General features: G+C 56.4%; 18 protein-coding genes. 11 read left to right on the forward strand and 7 right to left on the reverse strand.

Translation table 11 applies throughout. The annotated features are described in order from the left end of the window. Window positions 1–54 precede the first annotated feature (54 nt). The 4 genes from BC440_RS16600 to BC440_RS16615 form a co-directional block, all read right to left on the reverse strand. A complete protein-coding gene (locus tag BC440_RS16600; RefSeq protein WP_007090619.1) occupies window positions 55–615 on the reverse strand; it encodes a DUF697 domain-containing protein in 561 nt (186 codons plus the stop codon). Window positions 616–716: 101 nt separating this feature from the next. Next, a complete protein-coding gene (locus BC440_RS16605) occupies window positions 717–1,970 on the reverse strand; it encodes an SPFH domain-containing protein (protein WP_233421779.1) in 1,254 nt (417 codons plus the stop codon). A 181-nt stretch (window positions 1,971–2,151) separates the two neighbouring features. Next, on the reverse strand, window positions 2,152–2,349 hold the full coding sequence (locus BC440_RS16610; protein WP_037992693.1) for a hypothetical protein: 198 nt from the start codon (window positions 2,347–2,349) through the stop codon (window positions 2,152–2,154). 44 nt (window positions 2,350–2,393) lie between these two features. After that, entirely contained in the window at window positions 2,394–2,900 is a 507-nt protein-coding gene (locus BC440_RS16615; RefSeq protein WP_071240632.1) for a DUF697 domain-containing protein, read from the reverse strand. A gap of 206 nt (window positions 2,901–3,106) precedes the next feature. Between BC440_RS16615 and BC440_RS16620 the strand changes: the two genes are divergently transcribed. The 4 genes from BC440_RS16620 to BC440_RS16635 are packed head-to-tail and all read left to right on the forward strand — an operon-like array spanning window position 3,107 to window position 7,618. After that, a complete protein-coding gene (locus BC440_RS16620; RefSeq protein ID WP_071240633.1) occupies window positions 3,107–3,901 on the forward strand; it encodes a hypothetical protein in 795 nt (264 codons plus the stop codon). After that, window positions 3,898–5,928 carry an MFS transporter gene (locus tag BC440_RS16625; protein WP_071240634.1) on the forward strand — a complete coding sequence of 677 codons (2,031 nt, stop codon included), beginning with the start codon at window positions 3,898–3,900 and terminating at the stop codon, window positions 5,926–5,928. Before BC440_RS16620 ends, BC440_RS16625 begins: the two co-directional genes overlap by 4 nt. Beyond that, the gene (locus BC440_RS16630) at window positions 5,925–6,950 is read left to right on the forward strand and encodes an ABC transporter substrate-binding protein (protein WP_063094793.1); all 1,026 of its coding nucleotides are present in this window, start codon (window positions 5,925–5,927) and stop codon (window positions 6,948–6,950) included. Before BC440_RS16625 ends, BC440_RS16630 begins: the two co-directional genes overlap by 4 nt. Continuing rightward, window positions 6,947–7,618: a GNAT family N-acetyltransferase gene (locus BC440_RS16635; protein ID WP_071240635.1), complete on the forward strand. Its 672-nt coding sequence runs from the start codon at window positions 6,947–6,949 to the stop codon at window positions 7,616–7,618. The genes BC440_RS16630 and BC440_RS16635 overlap by 4 nt, the downstream gene beginning before the upstream one ends. Window positions 7,619–7,627: 9 nt before the next feature. Here BC440_RS16635 and BC440_RS16640 read toward each other — a convergent pair whose 3' ends face one another. After that, window positions 7,628–8,893 carry a TAXI family TRAP transporter solute-binding subunit gene (locus BC440_RS16640; protein ID WP_083379401.1) on the reverse strand — a complete coding sequence of 422 codons (1,266 nt, stop codon included), beginning with the start codon at window positions 8,891–8,893 and terminating at the stop codon, window positions 7,628–7,630. Between the two features lie 274 nt (window positions 8,894–9,167). Between BC440_RS16640 and BC440_RS16645 the strand changes: the two genes are divergently transcribed. The 3 genes from BC440_RS16645 to BC440_RS16655 all read left to right on the forward strand — a co-directional run bounded on the left by BC440_RS16645 (window position 9,168) and on the right by BC440_RS16655 (window position 13,701). Further along, a complete protein-coding gene (locus BC440_RS16645; protein WP_071240637.1) occupies window positions 9,168–10,250 on the forward strand; it encodes a diaminopropionate ammonia-lyase in 1,083 nt (360 codons plus the stop codon). 125 nt (window positions 10,251–10,375) lie between these two features. Next, window positions 10,376–12,025 carry a cyclic peptide export ABC transporter gene (locus BC440_RS16650; RefSeq protein WP_071240638.1) on the forward strand — a complete coding sequence of 550 codons (1,650 nt, stop codon included), beginning with the start codon at window positions 10,376–10,378 and terminating at the stop codon, window positions 12,023–12,025. 2 nt (window positions 12,026–12,027) lie between these two features. Continuing rightward, entirely contained in the window at window positions 12,028–13,701 is a 1,674-nt protein-coding gene (locus BC440_RS16655) for a cyclic peptide export ABC transporter (protein WP_071240639.1), read from the forward strand. Between the two features lie 4 nt (window positions 13,702–13,705). Here BC440_RS16655 and BC440_RS16660 read toward each other — a convergent pair whose 3' ends face one another. Both BC440_RS16660 and BC440_RS16665 read right to left on the reverse strand, forming a co-directional pair. Next, window positions 13,706–14,446, reverse strand: a complete 741-nt coding sequence (locus BC440_RS16660; protein ID WP_071240640.1) for a thioesterase domain-containing protein — start codon at window positions 14,444–14,446, stop codon at window positions 13,706–13,708. Between the two features lie 57 nt (window positions 14,447–14,503). Beyond that, window positions 14,504–15,046, reverse strand: a complete 543-nt coding sequence (locus BC440_RS16665; RefSeq protein WP_071240641.1) for a hypothetical protein — start codon at window positions 15,044–15,046, stop codon at window positions 14,504–14,506. A 141-nt stretch (window positions 15,047–15,187) separates the two neighbouring features. Between BC440_RS16665 and BC440_RS16670 the strand changes: the two genes are divergently transcribed. Genes BC440_RS16670 through BC440_RS16685 form a run of 4 tightly spaced genes read left to right on the forward strand, consistent with a single transcriptional unit; the run spans window position 15,188 to window position 17,414 of the window. Next, complete coding sequence (locus BC440_RS16670) at window positions 15,188–15,589, forward strand: hypothetical protein (protein ID WP_071240642.1); 402 nt, start codon at window positions 15,188–15,190, stop codon at window positions 15,587–15,589. Between the two features lie 8 nt (window positions 15,590–15,597). Then, window positions 15,598–16,356 (forward strand): beta-ketoacyl synthase chain length factor, encoded by a 759-nt coding sequence (locus BC440_RS16675; protein ID WP_071240643.1) that lies wholly within the window; start codon window positions 15,598–15,600, stop codon window positions 16,354–16,356. Next, the gene (locus BC440_RS16680; RefSeq protein ID WP_071240644.1) at window positions 16,349–17,176 is read left to right on the forward strand and encodes a lysophospholipid acyltransferase family protein; all 828 of its coding nucleotides are present in this window, start codon (window positions 16,349–16,351) and stop codon (window positions 17,174–17,176) included. Before BC440_RS16675 ends, BC440_RS16680 begins: the two co-directional genes overlap by 8 nt. Beyond that, the gene (locus BC440_RS16685) at window positions 17,151–17,414 is read left to right on the forward strand and encodes a phosphopantetheine-binding protein (RefSeq protein ID WP_007090636.1); all 264 of its coding nucleotides are present in this window, start codon (window positions 17,151–17,153) and stop codon (window positions 17,412–17,414) included. Before BC440_RS16680 ends, BC440_RS16685 begins: the two co-directional genes overlap by 26 nt. Window positions 17,415–17,416 lie beyond the last annotated feature (2 nt).

Raw genomic sequence — 17,416 nt, forward strand, 5'->3', positions numbered from 1 at the left:
CCCAAAGCACGCTTTGGGCATTCTCGAAATATGGTCTGAAAACCCGACGATCAATCAGGCTTTTGCGGTCGTTGCACCCGCTGCCGGTTTGGCCGTGGTTTTGCCGCCTTTGACAAATTCGGACGCCTTGCGTTTGCCGTCTTCGAATTCGTCCTTGAAACGACCCTTCATTTCATCGGCATCGAAATCGTCAACCGTTCCGCCCTTGGCAAAGTGCCAGGCAAAAACACGCCCCAGCGCGTAGGTGCAGGCACCAGCAAAGGTCGGCATTGCGACAACGCCAAAGATCGTGCCAACAACCGGAACCTTGCGAACCAGTGCCGCCGTTGCATAACCGACACCGGTCATCGGCAGAACCGTTGCAACCAGGGTCGAAATCGAACTCTTGATCGCGTTCTCAGAGAACGGAACACCGTAGATGTCGCAAAGCTTTGCAAGCATCCGCACCTGAATCGTGCTGCTGGTGGCCATTTCAAGGAACGGGATCGGGACAAGACCACCAACCGCAGCATAAACGCTATGACGATGGATGCAGTCACGGGACTGGGCACGCATTTCATCCGCTTTCGCGACGGCCAGTTCTTCAGTCTCTTCGATGGTTTCTGCTTCGCTCATTATCGCCTCTTGAATTTGTACCTGTAAGTTGATGTCCTGCACGCAAAATCTATTCTTCAACTTTACCTGAACTAACCTGAAGTAGCAACGCACAACACCCTTTATTTGCTACCGGTTTTTGAAATTTCAGGCTGCCCCGCACTCTCATGTTTCGCGGCAGGTTCCATGTCGCTCTGTTTGACAACACCACCCCCGTCACCACTGGTCGGATCAAACAGCGGGGCAATCGATTTCAGAACATCACCAGCCGTTTTACCCGTCGTTGAAACATCCTCTGACGCCCCCGCTGTCGGGGCTGTCGGCTTCATCGACGGTGTTACCGGCGGTGTGGCCGAATTTGCCGCACCGGGGCGCGCACGTTTGTCCGACGGATCGACCGGGGCACGAACGCCCGGCGAAATCGCATTTTGCGGCGCGATTTCCTGCGACCGTGCATTAAGCGCCCCGGAATTCGGCAGGCTTTCCGCCGTATCGTTCACAAGCTCCGCCCCCGAATCTGAATCCGGGGAGCTGGCCGTCGGCGAATCTGCGGTATTGAGGATCACGGGCAGGCCATCTTTGCCACCAATGATGATCGTCTTGCTGTTTTTCGATGTCGCAAGCGTCATGGTGGCTTCGATACCGCGCAGGCGAAGATATTCCTCGGTAATCGTTTTGGCGACGATATCCTGGAATTCCCGAATACCTTCCGCCTCGATCTTCTTGCGTTCCTTTTCCTTTTCCTCGCGCGCCAGACGGAAATCATATTCCAGCATGGCCTGATATTGTTCAGCCTTGCGTTCAATCGCATCCGCAACGCGTTCGGGCAGGATCACGGAACGGATCAGAACGTCTTCAACCGTCACCAGCCGCCCCTGAAAACTCTGATTGACCAGTGATGATCCAAGCTCGTTGACCATCCGTTCAAGGATTTCGGCCTGAATGAAGGCACGGGTTTCGGTATAAAGCTGTTCAGGCGTGTAACGCGAAATCAGTTCACGCGCATGCGATCCGATTTCCGGATACACAAGGATTTCCGCATAATTCGGCCCGACAAGCTTGTGCAGCATCCCGACCGCTTCGCGATTGATCCGATACCGCACCGCAATGTCGACTTCCATCGACAGGCCGTTCGATGAAATGGTGTCATAAACCCGCGCCTGATTTTGCAGACGCGCGTCATAGATATACATTTCATCCCACGGGAAGATCATGTGAATGCCCTCCCCATAGCTTCTGTCAACCACCGTCCCGCCAAAGAACCGGTACCACATCACCGCCACATGCCCGGCAGGCACGGTAATGAAAATCTGCGGTGCCAACGCGAAAATCGCGATCAGCAAAAACAGAATCCCGATCAGAAATGTCGTGCGCAACCGCCGCAGGCGTTCCCCCGCGCTAATGAAAAAGCGCCGCCAAAAGATCGACCACCGCCCTCTTTTGCGGGCGGTTCCGTTTTGGTCTGGTGCACCGGGTGCGACTGTCGCGCTATCAACCATTCATCATCTCGTCGTCGGATTTATCGTGACGCATGCTGATCGCCCGTCAGTCATCATCTTATTCATAATCAAGGTCTTTAAGCTTTTCACGAAGCTCCCGCGACGGGCGCGCAACAATCTGAACCAGAAAATCACCAATCGGGGTAATCACAATCGCCAGCAGGAAATGCCCCAGAAATCCGAACGACGTCCGGCGGCCAAGCATGCCGCAAACAATGCAGGCCAACAGATAAATTACAATCAAAATCAAATGCATCGTTTCGCCACCCGAATTCCTGTTATTGCGCGATTACGCGTTCTTCACGCCGTTTTCTCGTCCTGATCGAATTTCAGGCCTTCCTTGAATTTCCGGCGAAAATCGGCCTCTGCCTTTTGGGCGTCAAAATCCGCCATCGTCCCGCCCGCGGCGTAATGCTGCTGAAAAACCCGACCAAGCGCATAGGTAAATGCCGCATTGAAACCTGGCATGGTCACGATGCTCAGTGTCGATCCGACAATCGGCATCACCTTGGCAATATTGGAAAATATCCCCGTCCCCAAAAGAGCCCGCCCCAAAACGCCGCTGGTAATGCACGCGGTTAAGGCCGCAATCACGGATTTGCCACTGCTTTTATTGAACGGAACACCGTAAACATCGCTCAGTTCCGCCAGCATTTTAAGCTGCACGGCAACCGTCGCTGCAGAATCGAGAACAGGAATCGGAACAAAACCGGTCCCCGCGGCCCAAAGGGCATTGCGTTGCACAACACCACTTGCAAGCCGGTGCTGTTTGCGCCGTTTCAGCACTTCAAGCGTTTCAGCCCCCATAACGTCCCCCGGTTTATTGTCCCGCGCCAAATCATAATCGCTAACTATCAGCACTGCAAACCGAATCAAGGTTTTAAACAGCCTTGACCCCAACCCCGACGCAATCAACCATATGGTTTGTGAAAGCCGCTTTCTGAGGATATAACCGGCTTAACAGGATCATGTTTTGAAAATACTTTGAAAATATATCTCGCCGGAGACACGTTTTGAAGCTGTCTACCAAGATCGGGCTGGCCCTTTTCCTTGTGCTTGCAAGCGCACTGAGCATGACCACGGTCCTGAATTATCTGCGATTCGACCAGACCCTGCACACCCTTCTGGCCCAGCGCATGACCGTGATTCTCAATGAAACCAGTCAGGATGTCCTTGCCGGGATCGATCTGGGCTTGCGGCTGGAAAACATGGAAAATCTGCAATCGGTCCTGAACCGGCGTCTGGATATGGCCAACGATATCCGCAATGTCGCCGTTCTGGACTGCAACGGCACCCCAATCAGCAACGCCACGCGGTCCCCAGACAGCCCCCCCAATGATCAGGCGCTCTCTGGCGCGGCAATATCGCAACAGACACGTGATCATTGGATCGATTTCACACCGGGGATCGCCACCGCCGGACAGGTCCTGCGCGACAGCCTTGGCCAATGCGCGGGTCTGGTCGTCATCACCGCAAACTCGCAGGCCTCCGAAGCCAAACTTGCCAATGCCTTCTCTGAAATGTGGAAATCGGCGGCCTTCGGCATGGGCATGATTGTGCCCATCCTTGGCGTCCTGTTCATTCTGATGCGCCGTCGCCATCGCGTTTTCGAAGAACTGCACGAAGATCTGGCGCGCGCTGTTGCGGGCAAGGCCCCCAATACCCGCCCCCATGATGGCGACGTCCTGACCCAAAGCGAAATCGAACTGATTTCCCTGTACCGTGAAATCCGCGATCAGTTGCCCCACGACACCCAAAAGGACGGCACCGAACACACATCGAAAACCCCGGCGGAGCCCCTGAAATGACCCCCTCTGCCAATCCGAAAATCAAACCCGATACCCCCGCATCCCCTCATGGCGGCAATATCCGAAGCCGCCTTTTCCCCAAGGGCACGATCTGGATTCTGCTGCTGTTCAGCACGATCTCGCTTTGCATTGCCTTGGTCGGGATTTCTTGGCGGGCCGCCGAACTGGCGCGTGCTGATCTGCAAGCCGAAATCCGCGAAAAGGCCGAAATCGAAGCCCGGGTTCTTGGCGAAAAAATCGAAAATGCCCTGCGGCTCGGCATTCCGCTCCGCGAGATTGTCGGCTTTGAAGCCGTCGTCTATCAGCTTCGCGATGGCGACCCCGATCTGGTTTTTGCCGCCATCACCGACATGGGGGGCGACATCCTGCATGCGGGCGGCCTGCCATCGGATGAAATCGCCGCCGCCTTAACGGCCCCGTCGGGCAACGATACCGCCTATATCGTGACCCGCCTCAACCTGCCCCGCGCCGAAGAGCATGACGATATCGAGGTGGTCCTTGGTCATGCCCGTGCCGCCCTGATGCGCCCGGTTACTGATAACCTTTATGACATTGCGATCATTTTCATCATAACCCTCGCCTTATCATTTGAACTGATGTTGCTGGTGTTAACCGTCAATGTCGCCCTGCCAGTAAGGGTTGCGCGCAAGGTTCTCGGCAATGTGCGCGACCGCAAATTCACCCTGCTGCATGGCCAAAGCACCCATGACGAAATCGGCCAGTTCATGGAACGCATCAATTCCCTGATCAACACCACCGCCAAAAAGGTCGGCACACATCCCCAACGCGAACGGGAGGTAAAGCTGATCGGGGTTCGCATGCTGGCCTTCATGTTTGTCCTGGCCGAAGAACTGGCCCGTCCGATCATGCCGGCCTTCTTTAGCCAAGTGACATCCCACAGCATCGACGGGCAGCTTGGCGCAGGCGTGGTCATGGCGGTGCATCTTCTGATGGTTGCCCTTGCCATGCCGATCTGCAGCCTGTTTCAGGAACAGGTCGGGTCACTGCGCATGTATCTGTGTGGCGCATTTCTGGCGACACTTGGTCTGATCGGTACCGCCTTTGCCGTTGGCATCTGGGATCTTGTCCTGTGGCGCGCATTGTCGGGGATCGGTTACGCCACCACCTTTGTCGCCTGTCAATCCTATGTCCTTGATGCCACCAATGACAGCAACCGCACACAGGGAACCGCCATGATGGTCAGCGGCATCATGCTGGCTGATATCTGCGGCCCGGCCATCGGCGGGATTGTCGCTGGCCATTTCGGCCCGGATATGACCTTTATCGCCGGTGCGACCATTGCGTTTCTTGCCGTCCTTCTGGCCTTCTTCCTGATGGATAATATGGTGCGTGGCAAAACCCCACCGCCGGTCCCGACCAGGGCCGCCCTTCGTGCCATGCTCGGCAATCGCCGTTTGCAGGTGCTGATCCTGTTTGCCGCCATTCCCGCCAAACTGATCCTCAGCGGCTTCTTATATTACCTGACCCCGATGATCTTGCTGCAATCGGGTGCGACCACGGCTGAAACCGGGCGGGTGATCATGCTTTACGGGCTGGTCGCGATCCTGACCGGCTGGGCCGCGGCAAAATGGACCGACAAAAGCCAGAACGAAACCCGCGCGGTCGGCATTGGCGGTGGCTTGACCGCCGCCGGATTGTTGCTGGCGGGCTGGCTTCCCGAATATGCCCTGTTTGCGGTTGCCGTCGCCTTGCTAGGCCTCGCACAGGCAACCTCAATCCCGGCACAGCTTTCCGCCAGCCTGAAACTCAGCAAGGATTTCACCAAGGATCACGGCACCGGCCCGGTCCTTGCGGTGCTGCGTCTGGCCGAACGTCTGGGTGGGGCGGCCGGTCCGCTGCTGGCCGCCGGTCTGACCCTTCTGGTCGGAACAACGCAGGCCGTCCTGATTTTCGGGGTCTTTGCCGCCGTTTCGGTTCTGTGCTTTGAACTTCTGATCGGTCATGTTCCCCCAGAACAAAAGAGCGAACAAAAGAGCGAACAAAAAGCACAAGGAGGGACGAAATGACATTCCCTCGTCCCCCGGCTTTTCGTCTGCTTGGCATTCTTGCGGTCTTGATCGTCGCACTCAGCGCGACGTTATTGCCAACGGCATATGCGCAATCATCAAAGGCCCCGCTTAAAATCGCCATGATCCTTTGGCGGGGTGAAACCAATGTCGAACAGGGATTTCGCGCCTATTTCGACGAAAACAACATCCCCGTCGATCTGACCATTCATGACGTTGCGCGTGATCTGTCGCGCGTGCCCGCCATCATCGATCAGATCCGCAAAGACCCGCCCGATCTGGTTTACACATGGGGCACCGGGATCACATCTTCTGTCGTCGGCAAATATGATGCCGTCGATCCGGCGAAAAACATCACCGATCTTCCGGTGGTCTATGTGATGGTTTCATCGCCTTGGAAAACCGGTATTGCCGCGCCTGCGGGCCAAAGCCGCCCCAATGTCACCGGGGCAACCCACATCGCCCCGCTTGCCGCCCAGATCAATGCCATCCGCGCCTATCGCCCGATGGATAAACTCGGCGTGGTCTATAACAGCCGCGAAGACAATTCCGTTTCCAACGTCGCCGATCTGACCGAACTGGGCCGCGAAATGGGGTTTGACGTTCTGGCCGCCCCCCTTGGCACCGACGACGAACCATCCGCCGATGACATCGCCCCCGCCGTTGCCGAACTGGCACGCAAGGGGGCCGATATCCTGTATATCGGGCCGGATAACTTCATCGGCAATTATCGCGATACCCTGACCGATGCCGGTTTTGCCAACGGGCTTGCCGCCTTTAGCGCGACCGAACTTGAAGTCCGTGATGGTCACGCCATGCTGGGCCTTGTTAGCCGCTATGAACTTGTCGGCCGTCTCGCCGCCAGCAAGGTCGAACAAATTCTGATCGGTGGCATATCACCCGCCGATATCCCGGTCGAAACGCTTGACCGGTTTTCCTATCTGATCCGGCTGTCATCGGCGCGCAAACTGAAACTCTATCCGCCGCTGTCGCTGCTGGATTACGCGGAGGTCATCGAATGACCCAACTGCCCCGGCTTGGTTCATCCCATCTTCCGGCCATCATCGCCCTGCATCACAAGGTGATCGCGGACCTGCCGCCGGGCAATGCCGCCACCGAAACCGATCAGTTCTTTGCCGATCATCTGGATGCCTGCGGGCAGATTTTTGGGGCCTTTGACGGGGACCGTCTGATTGCCTATTGCGTGCTGGGGTTACCGCGCGAAACCGATCCGAATTTCGGCACCGACCATCACCTGTCCCCCGATCTGCTGGGCCAGGTCGCCCATATCGACGGGGTCGCGGTTGATCCGCAATGGCGCGGACAGGGGTGGCAACGCCGGATGGTCGAACACCGCATCGAAATCGCCCGGAAATGCGGGCGCACCATCGCACTCAGCACCGTCGCCCCAACCAATTTCCCAAGCCTGATCAGCACGGTCTCAACCGGCCTTGCCATTCATGGATTGATCGCGAAATTTGGCGGGAACCGTTTTCTGCTGCGCCGGGATATCGGCCCCGATCAGGATGCAAAATTCCCGTCCGCACCCGATAGCGCAATCTGGTGCGCCAGTGACGATCTTGCGACCTGCCGGAAATTGCTCGATGACGGGTTGATCGGCCTGTTTTGCCAATCATCACCCCATGGCACGGCGCCGCGCATCGGCTGGGTTCCGGCCATCCCCGCTTAATAACGCGGCTTATTGCTGATAACTGTAATTCCATTTGCTCGGCCCTTTCGGGTCGGCCTGCTGATAATAGGGTTGCCAGTCGCAGGCATGCGCATCGGTTTCCCAATAACATGCCGCCCCCTTATGGAACGGCAGGAAATTGCCCTTTTCATACATATCGTCGGCAACCACGCTTCGGAATGTCGGATACATTTCCTTCATCCGGTCGATATTTTCATGAACGATCCGCGTGATCCAGTACACCACATACGGATCGGCCGGTTCATAGGCGATAAGGGATGCCTTGAACCCATAGGATGCAATCGCTTCTTCCTGCGCACTATATGTCTTTGCTGGCAAAACCTGATTAAAGAAATACTGGTTTGCCCGCACCATCTCATCGGTCAAGGGGCCGCCCATGCCGACAACCCGCGCCCCGCAGCCAAGCGTATCTTCAATCAGCGTCGCCGGATGCCCGATCCACAGACCGAACGCATCAATATAATTCTCGCAGATGCCAAGTTCGTTATAATCCTGCGCAACATTGTAAACGGTATCAAGATCCTCAAGCGTGATATCGTACCGCGACAGAAGCTCAAGCCACAATTCCCGCGATGCCGACCCTTCCGGCCCGATATTGATCCGTTTGCCGCGCAGATCGCCAATCGATTCAATGCCGGAATCATTGCGCACCACCAGCAACCCCATTTCATCATGCAGCGACATCACCGACCGCGCACCGGGGATCGGCGCAATGCCCTTCTGCGCTTCCCAGTTATTGTTCGACTGCACGATGGCAAGCTGCACCCGTCCTTCCTTCATCAGGCGGATATTGCTGCCGACACCCTGGGATCGCAACGGCACGCAATGCACGCGATGGCGCTCAAAGGTACGGCTCATCATCTCGCAAATCTGGGCTGCAACCTTGAAATACACGCCACTCGTGCTGCCGCTGTAAATCGCCGCGTAATAGGATCGTTCGGTCTGGCCATCACCGGCAATCACATCGGTGTTGCTCAACGCCGCCAGACTTTCCGGGTCGGTTGTCCGGCGACGATATTGCGACAACGGAATGGCATCGGGTTTGTAAATCAGGCCATCAATCAGGTCCGGGTTGGATTTTGCCGGGTCGATGATCGCATCGTCATATGTGTCGACATCGATATCAGGCAGGACGTCAACCGGCGACATATCGGCACTTGCATCCTCGGCATCGGTGCCGCTTTGCTGCGCATACGCACCCGCCGCCCCCGCCAACAACAGAATTGCCAGCATACCGGTCGCAATCATTCTCATGCCGAGCTCAAAACGCAAAACCGTCCACTCATCGTTTGTGATGAATCAATCCCCGCATCCCAATGCCCCATATCCTAATGGATCATCGGGAAACCCGTCGAGAGCGAAGATGAATTAATACCCTTATTCTCAGCGATTTAACACAATCATCTTCACGACAACCCTGCACGATCGTTGATATTCAGATTGTGTTTGACGCAACATCATACGCCCCTCATAAACCAGAAGAACATATAACAGAAAACCGGACCACGGCCAGATTTCGGAGAAATCGATGACGTCCATCATCGCCCTTGATCCCGGGCGCAACGATATTTATCAGGCGTTCGACCTGATATCCTCCTGGCCGGAATATCGCCAAAGCCCGCTGATCCGCGCCGACGGCCTTGCCCGCGAACTGGGTCTTGGCACCGTCTGGATCAAGGATGAAAGCAAACGGTTCGGTCTGGGCGGGGTCAAGGCACTGGGTGCCCCCTATGGCCTGAAACAGCAGCTTTTGAAACGCGGCCTGACACCCGGAAGCCCGCAATGCGCGGATTACACCGCCGTTGCCGCAACCGATGGCAATCACGGCCTTGCCGTGGCCTGGGCGGCCAAAAAATTCGGCTGTCATGCGCGGATTTATGTCGGCACAGAGGTCGATCAGGCCCGCATCCGGCGCATCACCGATACCGGGGCTGAAATCGTCCGCATCGATGGCACCTATGACGATGCGGTCCTTGCCGCCGAAAATGCCGCACAATCGCCCGACGTGCTTCTGATCACCGATACCGATTATGGCCATGAACTCGACGTTACCCGCGATATCATGGCGGGTTATGCGGTTCTCGGCATCGAATGCGCCCGCCAGCTTCGGGCTGAAAACATCACCCCCGATCATGTTTTCCTGCAATGCGGGGTTGGCGGCATGGCGGCGGGTTGCGCCATCGGGCTCTGGCATGAAAGCGGTCAAAAACCGAATGTCTGCACGGTGGAGGCAACAAACGCCGCCTGCCTTCAGGCAAGCCTTGCAACCGGTGAACTGACATCGGTTCCGGGCAAGCTCCTGACCCGCATGATCGGACTGTCCTGTGGCAAACCGAGTCTCCCGGCGTTTGAAATCCTGCGCGAAGTATCCACCCACAGCATCGCGATTGATGATGACGTGGCGCTTCTGGTCCAAAACACGCTTTCCGCCGGGATCAATGGCGACGCCCCGCTTGAAACATGGGATACCGGCATTGCAGGCATCGCCGGGCTTTGGCATGTGGCAAAAAACAACGATCTTCGTGCCCGTTTTGGCCTGAATGCCCAAAGCAACGTGCTCGTGATCAACAGCGAAGGCCCCATTCCACTGCCATACCGCGCAAATATCTGAATTCTTTCGACGCGAAAAAGGCTTTCCGTTATGCCCCCAATTGGACAGCGACTGGACAGCCCTGCCGGTCATCGGTACAGTCGCGGACAAATGCCCACGTCGGGTTCTATGGGGACTGCAAACAGATGAAATTGCTCGAACTGTTGTCTTGGGGGGATAACAGACTGATGGCCCGGCTTGCCTTTGCCGGTGCGCTATCAGGTGCGGGCAGTGCGGTCCTGCTGGGTCTGGTCAATACCGCCGCCGAAGGCATTGCCGATAACGGTGTCGATCAGGTCGACTGGCTTCTGGCCGGCGGCTTCATCGCCCTTGCCGTGGTCTATTTCCTGGCCGAGGTTTTCCTTCTTGCCAACATCTCGACCCAGATCGAACAGGGCATCGACAAGGTGCGTCGCAAACTGCTGGGGCAGATCGCCCATGCCGACTTTGCCCGGCTTGAAACCTTTGGTCAGGCCCGCCTGTTTGACAGCATCACCCAAAGCACTCAGGTCATTTCGCAAAACTCGCACATGATCGGCATGTCGTTCCGATCGCTTCTGCTGGTGGTTGCGGTGATGATCTATGTCTTCTGGCTGTCCACGCTGGCCTTTTTCCTGATCGTGCTGGTGATCGGGGCCGGGATTGTCATTTATCTGCAGATGGGCAAACAGCTCGGCATGTGGTTTGGCAAACTCCATCTCGCCGAAACCAGCCTGTTTGGCAAGGTCGCCGATCTGTTTTCGGGCATCCGCGAAGTCCGCATGTGGTCATCGCGCAGCAGCACCCTTTTCAATGCCTTTTCGGCAAATTCACTGCAAAAGGAACAGATCACGGCGGAAACCCACAGCCTGATGTTCCGTCAGATGATCATGGGCATGACCGCCTTTTATGTCCTGCTTGCGGTGATCGTCTTTATCGTGCCGGTCTATACCGATAATTTCGGCTCCACGGTCTCCAAGGTCAGCACCGCAGTCCTGTTCATGATTGGCCCGATCAGCACCGTGGTGCAGGCAATGGCGGTTCTGGGGGCGGCCGAACAGGCCGCCGCGCGCATGGTAACCCTGTCACAGGATCTGGACGAAATTGCCGAACCGATTGACGAAAACGGCACAAAGCTGCCCGATACATTTTCAAACATCGCGTTTGATGATGTCTGCTTTACCTATCCCAACCGCGACCCGCGCCACGGCTTTGTTCTTGGCCCGATCAGCCTTTCGGTAAAAAAGGGCGAACTGATTTTCATCACCGGCGGCAACGGGGCGGGCAAATCCACCCTGATCAAGCTTCTGACCGCCCTTTATCGCCCGGTATCGGGTGCCATCCGGTTTGACGATATCCAGCTTGGCGCGCAAAATATCGCTTCTTTCCGCGATAAAATCGCCACCGTGTTTTCCGATTTCCACCTGTTTTCCGAACTGCACGGATCGGCCGAAATTGATCCCGAAGAAACAGATTACTGGCTCAACCTGTTTGAACTGTCCCATGTAACGGGTATTCGCGACGGCAAATTTGTTTCCATCGCCCTGTCGGCCGGGCAACGCAAACGGCTTGGTCTGATCACCGCCATTCTCGAACATCGCCCGATCCTTGTTCTTGATGAATGGGCCGCTGATCAGGACCCCTATTTCCGTAAAAAATTCTATTACGAAATCCTGCCACAGATCAAAGCACGCGGCATAACCATCATCGCCGTCACCCATGACGATCATTATTTCGATGCTGCCGACCGCCGCCTGCATCTCGAAGCCGGCACCCTGCACGAACTTGACCGCAACGACCCGCGTGGAAGGATCTGATCATGCTGCTTATTGATCTTCTGCGATCCCGAACCCGCATCGATCTGCGCCATGCCGTGGGCCTGCTGTCACTGGCATCGATTGCCACCACCATGGTGCTGATCATCGTCAATCTGGCCGCCGAACAGGCCGAAGACGGTGTGGCCAGCATGCGCTATCTCGGCATGATGGCTCTGTCGCTGATCGGCTATATCTGGGCCCAGAAAAAATCCAGCGACATGATCGCCGCCGAGGTGGAACACATCCTCCATCAACTCCGCCTCAGCCTGTTTGATCGCGTGCGAAAAGCCGCCCCCGATACGCTGGCCAAGGTCGGACAGGGTGCGGTTCAAACCGCCCTCACCCAGGAAATGCAAACCGTATCGGCCGCCCTGCCCCTGATGCTGAATGGTGTGCAGCAGGTGGTCCTGATCATCTGTGTCGCGGCCTATCTCGCATGGCTGTCGACCTTCGCCTTCGTGATGATTTCCGTTCTGGCCGTTGTGGTTTCAACCATCCATCTGCAACGCATGCGCAAAATCAACGCCGCCACCCGTGACGCGATTGACGATGAAAACCTGCTTTTTGGCGGCCTGACCGATCTGTTGCATGGCTTCAAGGAAGTCAAAATGAACAGTCGGCGTCGCGATGCGCTGCTCGGCGCACTCAATGACCGCTCCATCCGGGCACGCGACACCAAATCCGTAGTCAAGGCCCAATGGTCGCGTGAATTCGCCCTGATCCAGTTGGCCTTCTACGGGATGATGGCGGCAATGGTATTCATCGTTCCGATCTTCACATCGGATTATCATGACGTTGCCGTGCAAACCACGACCGCGGCCCTGTTCATGATCGGCCCGATCGGGGCCGTGGTTGCCTCAGTCCCCAGCTTTACCGATTCCGATGTGGCGCTCCGCAAGATCAACGATATCGATCACCAGCTCGAAGACGCCCTTGACGCCCAACATGCGAACGAGGCCACGAACGGCACATCATCGCCCGAAACCCTTGAAAAATTGCGCAGTGCCCTTGGCAATTTCGCCGAAATCAGCCTGCGCGACGTTCGTTTCGCCTATCCTGGCACGACGGATAGCCCCGGCTTTGCCGTCGGTCCGATCAATGCCACCTTCAAAAAGGGTGAAATCACCTTTATCACCGGCGGCAATGGCGCAGGCAAATCAACCATCATCGCCGTCCTGACCGGCCTTCGCCCGGCGGCAAGCGGTTCGATCATGGTCAATGATTGCCCGCTCCCTTCCGACGCCTTGCAGCTTTATCGCGATCATTTCGCGACTGTCCTCTCGGACTATCATCTGTTTCGCGAACTTTACGGCATTGATGAGATCGACCCGAAACGGGTTGAAACCCTGCTCAAACAGATGGAAATCGATGACAAGGTCGAAATTGATGACAACGCCTTTTCAACGACATCGCTGTCACAGGGGCAACGCAAACGCCTTGCCCTGATCGCGGCCCTGCTTGAAGAAAAACCTGTTCTTGTCCTTGATGAATGGGCCGCCGATCAGGACCCGCATTTCCGCTCGGTCTTCTATGAAAAAATCCTGCCATCCTTACGCAAGCAGGGCAAGATCATCATCTGTGTCACCCATGATGACCGCTGGTTTGACGCGGCCGATACGATCTATCACGTCCGCGACGGCGAATTTGTCGACGGGCGTCAAACCACCTCCGCCTGATCTGTTACGCCACCATCAGCGCGTCCCGGACCACGTGCACGATGTCATCCCCGCCATCGCACAGGAAAAAATGCCCGCCGGGCAAAACATGCTTGGCAAAATCACCCGTGGTCGCCGCCGCCCAGTCATCCAGTTCATCCGGCACCGGGTTCGGATCATCCGCCCCGCCAAAGGCGGTAATCGGGCAGGACAGTTTGGGCAATCCGGTCGAAACCGCGGTTTCCGACAATCTGAAATCCGCCCGAAGCCCCGGCTCGAACAGGGCGCGATATTCCGCATTTTCCAGAATTTCGGTGGGCGTCCCGCCATAATTGGCAATCCCCTGCCAGAACTCATCTGATGACAGATGATGTAACGGTGCGCGATGCCCCGCCACATTCGGCCCCCGCCTTGCGGCAACAAACAGATGAACCGGCACTGCCATCCCCGCCTGTTGCAGATGACACGCCAGATGATGGGAAATCAGCGCCCCCATCGAATACCCGAAAAACGCAAATGGCCGATCCATAACCGGCTTTAACCCATCGGCCACCGCCGCAACCATCGCCGAAAGATCATCAATCACCGGATCGCCAAACCGCTGCTCACGCCCCGGCAGATTGACCGGCACCACATCGATGTCATCGGGGAACTGTGTCAGCCACGGCCGATAGGCCAACGCCCCGCCCCCGGCAAACGGAAAACAGAACAGCCGCATCCGCGCGCCCGACGTGATATTCTGACCGACCCAGACATTTTGCGTCATGTTTCTTTCCGCCCCAATTGCCGACTGCTTTACCTGTCGCAATAATATCGCGCAAATTCAAGCCGCTAAACGCGCCAGCGCACCAGAAAACCCATCCATCGTTTCAATCGCGATCAATGTGGCCCGTGACTGCATCACCGGGTCGGTTTCGCCCGTCGCCTTGAATGCCGCCTCGTAATCGCACCAGCCCTGATAAAAATCCCGGCCATTCGCATCCCCGTCAAACAGCCAGCGCGACAGGGCGTCGATATCACGGCTCGGGTCGCGATATTCGATATCGATGCCGATCATGGCATCCGGGTCTTTGGCAATCGCCACCGCCACAAGATCGCGGCTGTGGCTGATACTCGCACAATGGGTCACACCATCGATGATCAGGCCCGGCTGCCCCGAACTTTGCCGCACGGTTTCATATGTCCCATCCCCGGCGATATCCGGCCAGATATAATGTCCAAGATCGCCCAGCATCTGCCACGCTTGGGCCGAACTTTGGCGGCGTTTTTCCGCGCGGTCACCCTTCAGATCATCGACCCGCTGCCAGCACCATAAAACGTCGCCCCCGAACGCGGTCTTGACATCGATGATTGCGTTTTTTTTCATGTATCTGGCAAGTTTTGGTTGTTTTGTTGGCGACGGGTTCATTAAATCAGGGACGTCTGCCCGGCTCGGGCAATAAAAAACGCGATAATTGATCCGATCAACCGGATCAATCTGATAATATCAATAAAAGGCAGGTTGGATATGCGCAGTTTGAAATTTGCAGTCGTCGGTTTGCTGGCACTTGTTGTTGCCGCGTGCCGCACAGCCCCGGTTCAGAATGTCAGCAGTCAGCCCTTCCCGGCTGATGCAGCAAAACTCAGCATGGCACAGATCGAAGAAAGCATCATCAAGGCCGCAGGCGAACGTGAATGGATCGTTCAACGCAAGGCCGAAGGTGAACTGATCGCCACCTATTCCCCACGCAACCATCTGGCCAAAGTCGAAATCGATTTTGACCAGTCCGAATTTTCCATTTCCTATGTCGACAGCACCAATCTGAACTATGATGGCACGTCGATCCATTATAATTACAATCGCTGGGTCAACAATCTGCGACAGGATATCTTGCGCGAAGTCTCGGCAAAGGCCGTACTCGCGAACTAGGTTTGGATATGAGTTTGCTGCACGCCAGAATTTCGCACTGGGCTTTCTGGGAAGACCGCGATGATCGCGCGGTCCTGAAATCCGGAACAGCCGGGCATACCGAAATCCCGCATACCGCAATCCCGATTGACGATATGACCGGTGCCAATCTGGCGCGCAGCCTGAAACCCGCCTGGCGGCGGCGCTTGGACCTCTATGGTCGCGCCGCCGCCGAGGTGCTCGACCATACCATCCGTGATGGCGATAATCCGCATATCGTTTTTGCCTCCCGCCACGGCAATATTGATCGCACGCTGAAACTCCTCCATCAGGTCGCGACAAACGAAACCCTCTCCCCCGCCGATTTCAGCATGTCGGTGCATAACGCGCTTGTCGGGGTTGCCTCGATCAACTGGTCGATCACCCAAAGCCACACCGCGATTTCGGCCGGGAATGACAGCCTGATAGCCGCCCTCACCGAAACATTATGCCAGCTCACCAGCGAAGATGGCCCGGTCATCCTGTGCTATGTCGATCTGCCGCTGCCCGACATTTACCATGCCGAGGACCCGGACGACATTTCCGGCACCGCCCTTGCCATCCGCTTTGACCAGCCAACGAAACCGGACGGCAGAATGTTCTGGTTCGATCCGATCCCCGATCATGATCCCGCCCCCATGCCACACCGCCAGGCACGCGCCATCGCCGCCTGTCTGGGGGCATCGTCAAAAACCGGGTTGAACCTGCCGGGGAAATCCGGCGGCTGGGCCATGCAACCGCATGGCTGATAAACACAGCAGGCCGACACGGTCGTCAAAGGGCTTTAACTGGTATTGGCGGCTGCTGGCGACCGGATTTGCCTTTTCATCCTTTGGTCTGGGCGGGCTTTTGTTGGCCATCACCATTTTCCCCGCCATGATGATCATCCTGCGCGACCGCGCCAAACGGCGCAAATACGCCCAGTTTGTCATCTGTCGCGGTTTTCGCCTTTTCACATGGATGCTTGATGTCACCGGTGTGGCCGTCGCCCAGACCGAAAATATTGAACGCCTGCGATCCGCACGTGGTGCGCTGATCATCGCCAATCATCCGACATTGCTCGATGTCGTGATGATCCTGGCCCAGATGGATCGCTGCCAGTGTGTCGTCAAACACGAACTGTTTCGCAATCCGTTCATGGCCGGTGTGGTACGTGCGGCTGGTTTCATTCGCAATAATGATGACCCGGAAAACCTGATTTCGCAGGCGCGCGATCATCTCGCAAACGGTGCCTGTATCCTGATTTTCCCCGAAGGCACGCGCACGCCCAGCCGCCGCAAACTGGGCCAATTGCAACGCGGGGTAGCGAATATCGCGATAGAAACACAAGTCGACTTGATTCCTGTGGTTGTGCACTGTAATCACGATACCCTGAAAAAGGGGGTACCGTGGTATCGCATTCCGCCGTCGAAAATCCGTTTTCGCCTCGTGGTCGATGCACCGCTATCATTTGGGGACATTGCTGATCCGACATTAAGCCGTGCTAAACAGGCCCGTTTGCTGACCCGGATCATCAAGGATTATTATCTGGACAGACTGACGCATGACTTCGCTGGAAACAGAACTTAAAGCCTTCATTATCGAGACGCTCAATCTCGAAGACATAAGTGTCGAGGATATCGACAGCGAAGAAGCCCTATTTGTCGATGGGCTCGGCCTTGATTCCATCGATGCCCTTGAACTTGGCGTTGCGATCCAGAAAAAATATGATGTCCGGATCGATGCCAAGAACGAAGATGTCAAAACCCATTTTGCATCCGTGCGCAATCTGGCGAAATTCATTCAGGCTTCGGGCAAGGAGGGGTAATC

Origin of the sequence: Thalassospira sp. MIT1004 (genome assembly GCF_001858545.1) — a bacterium.
GTDB lineage: Bacteria > Pseudomonadota > Alphaproteobacteria > Rhodospirillales > Thalassospiraceae > Thalassospira > Thalassospira xiamenensis.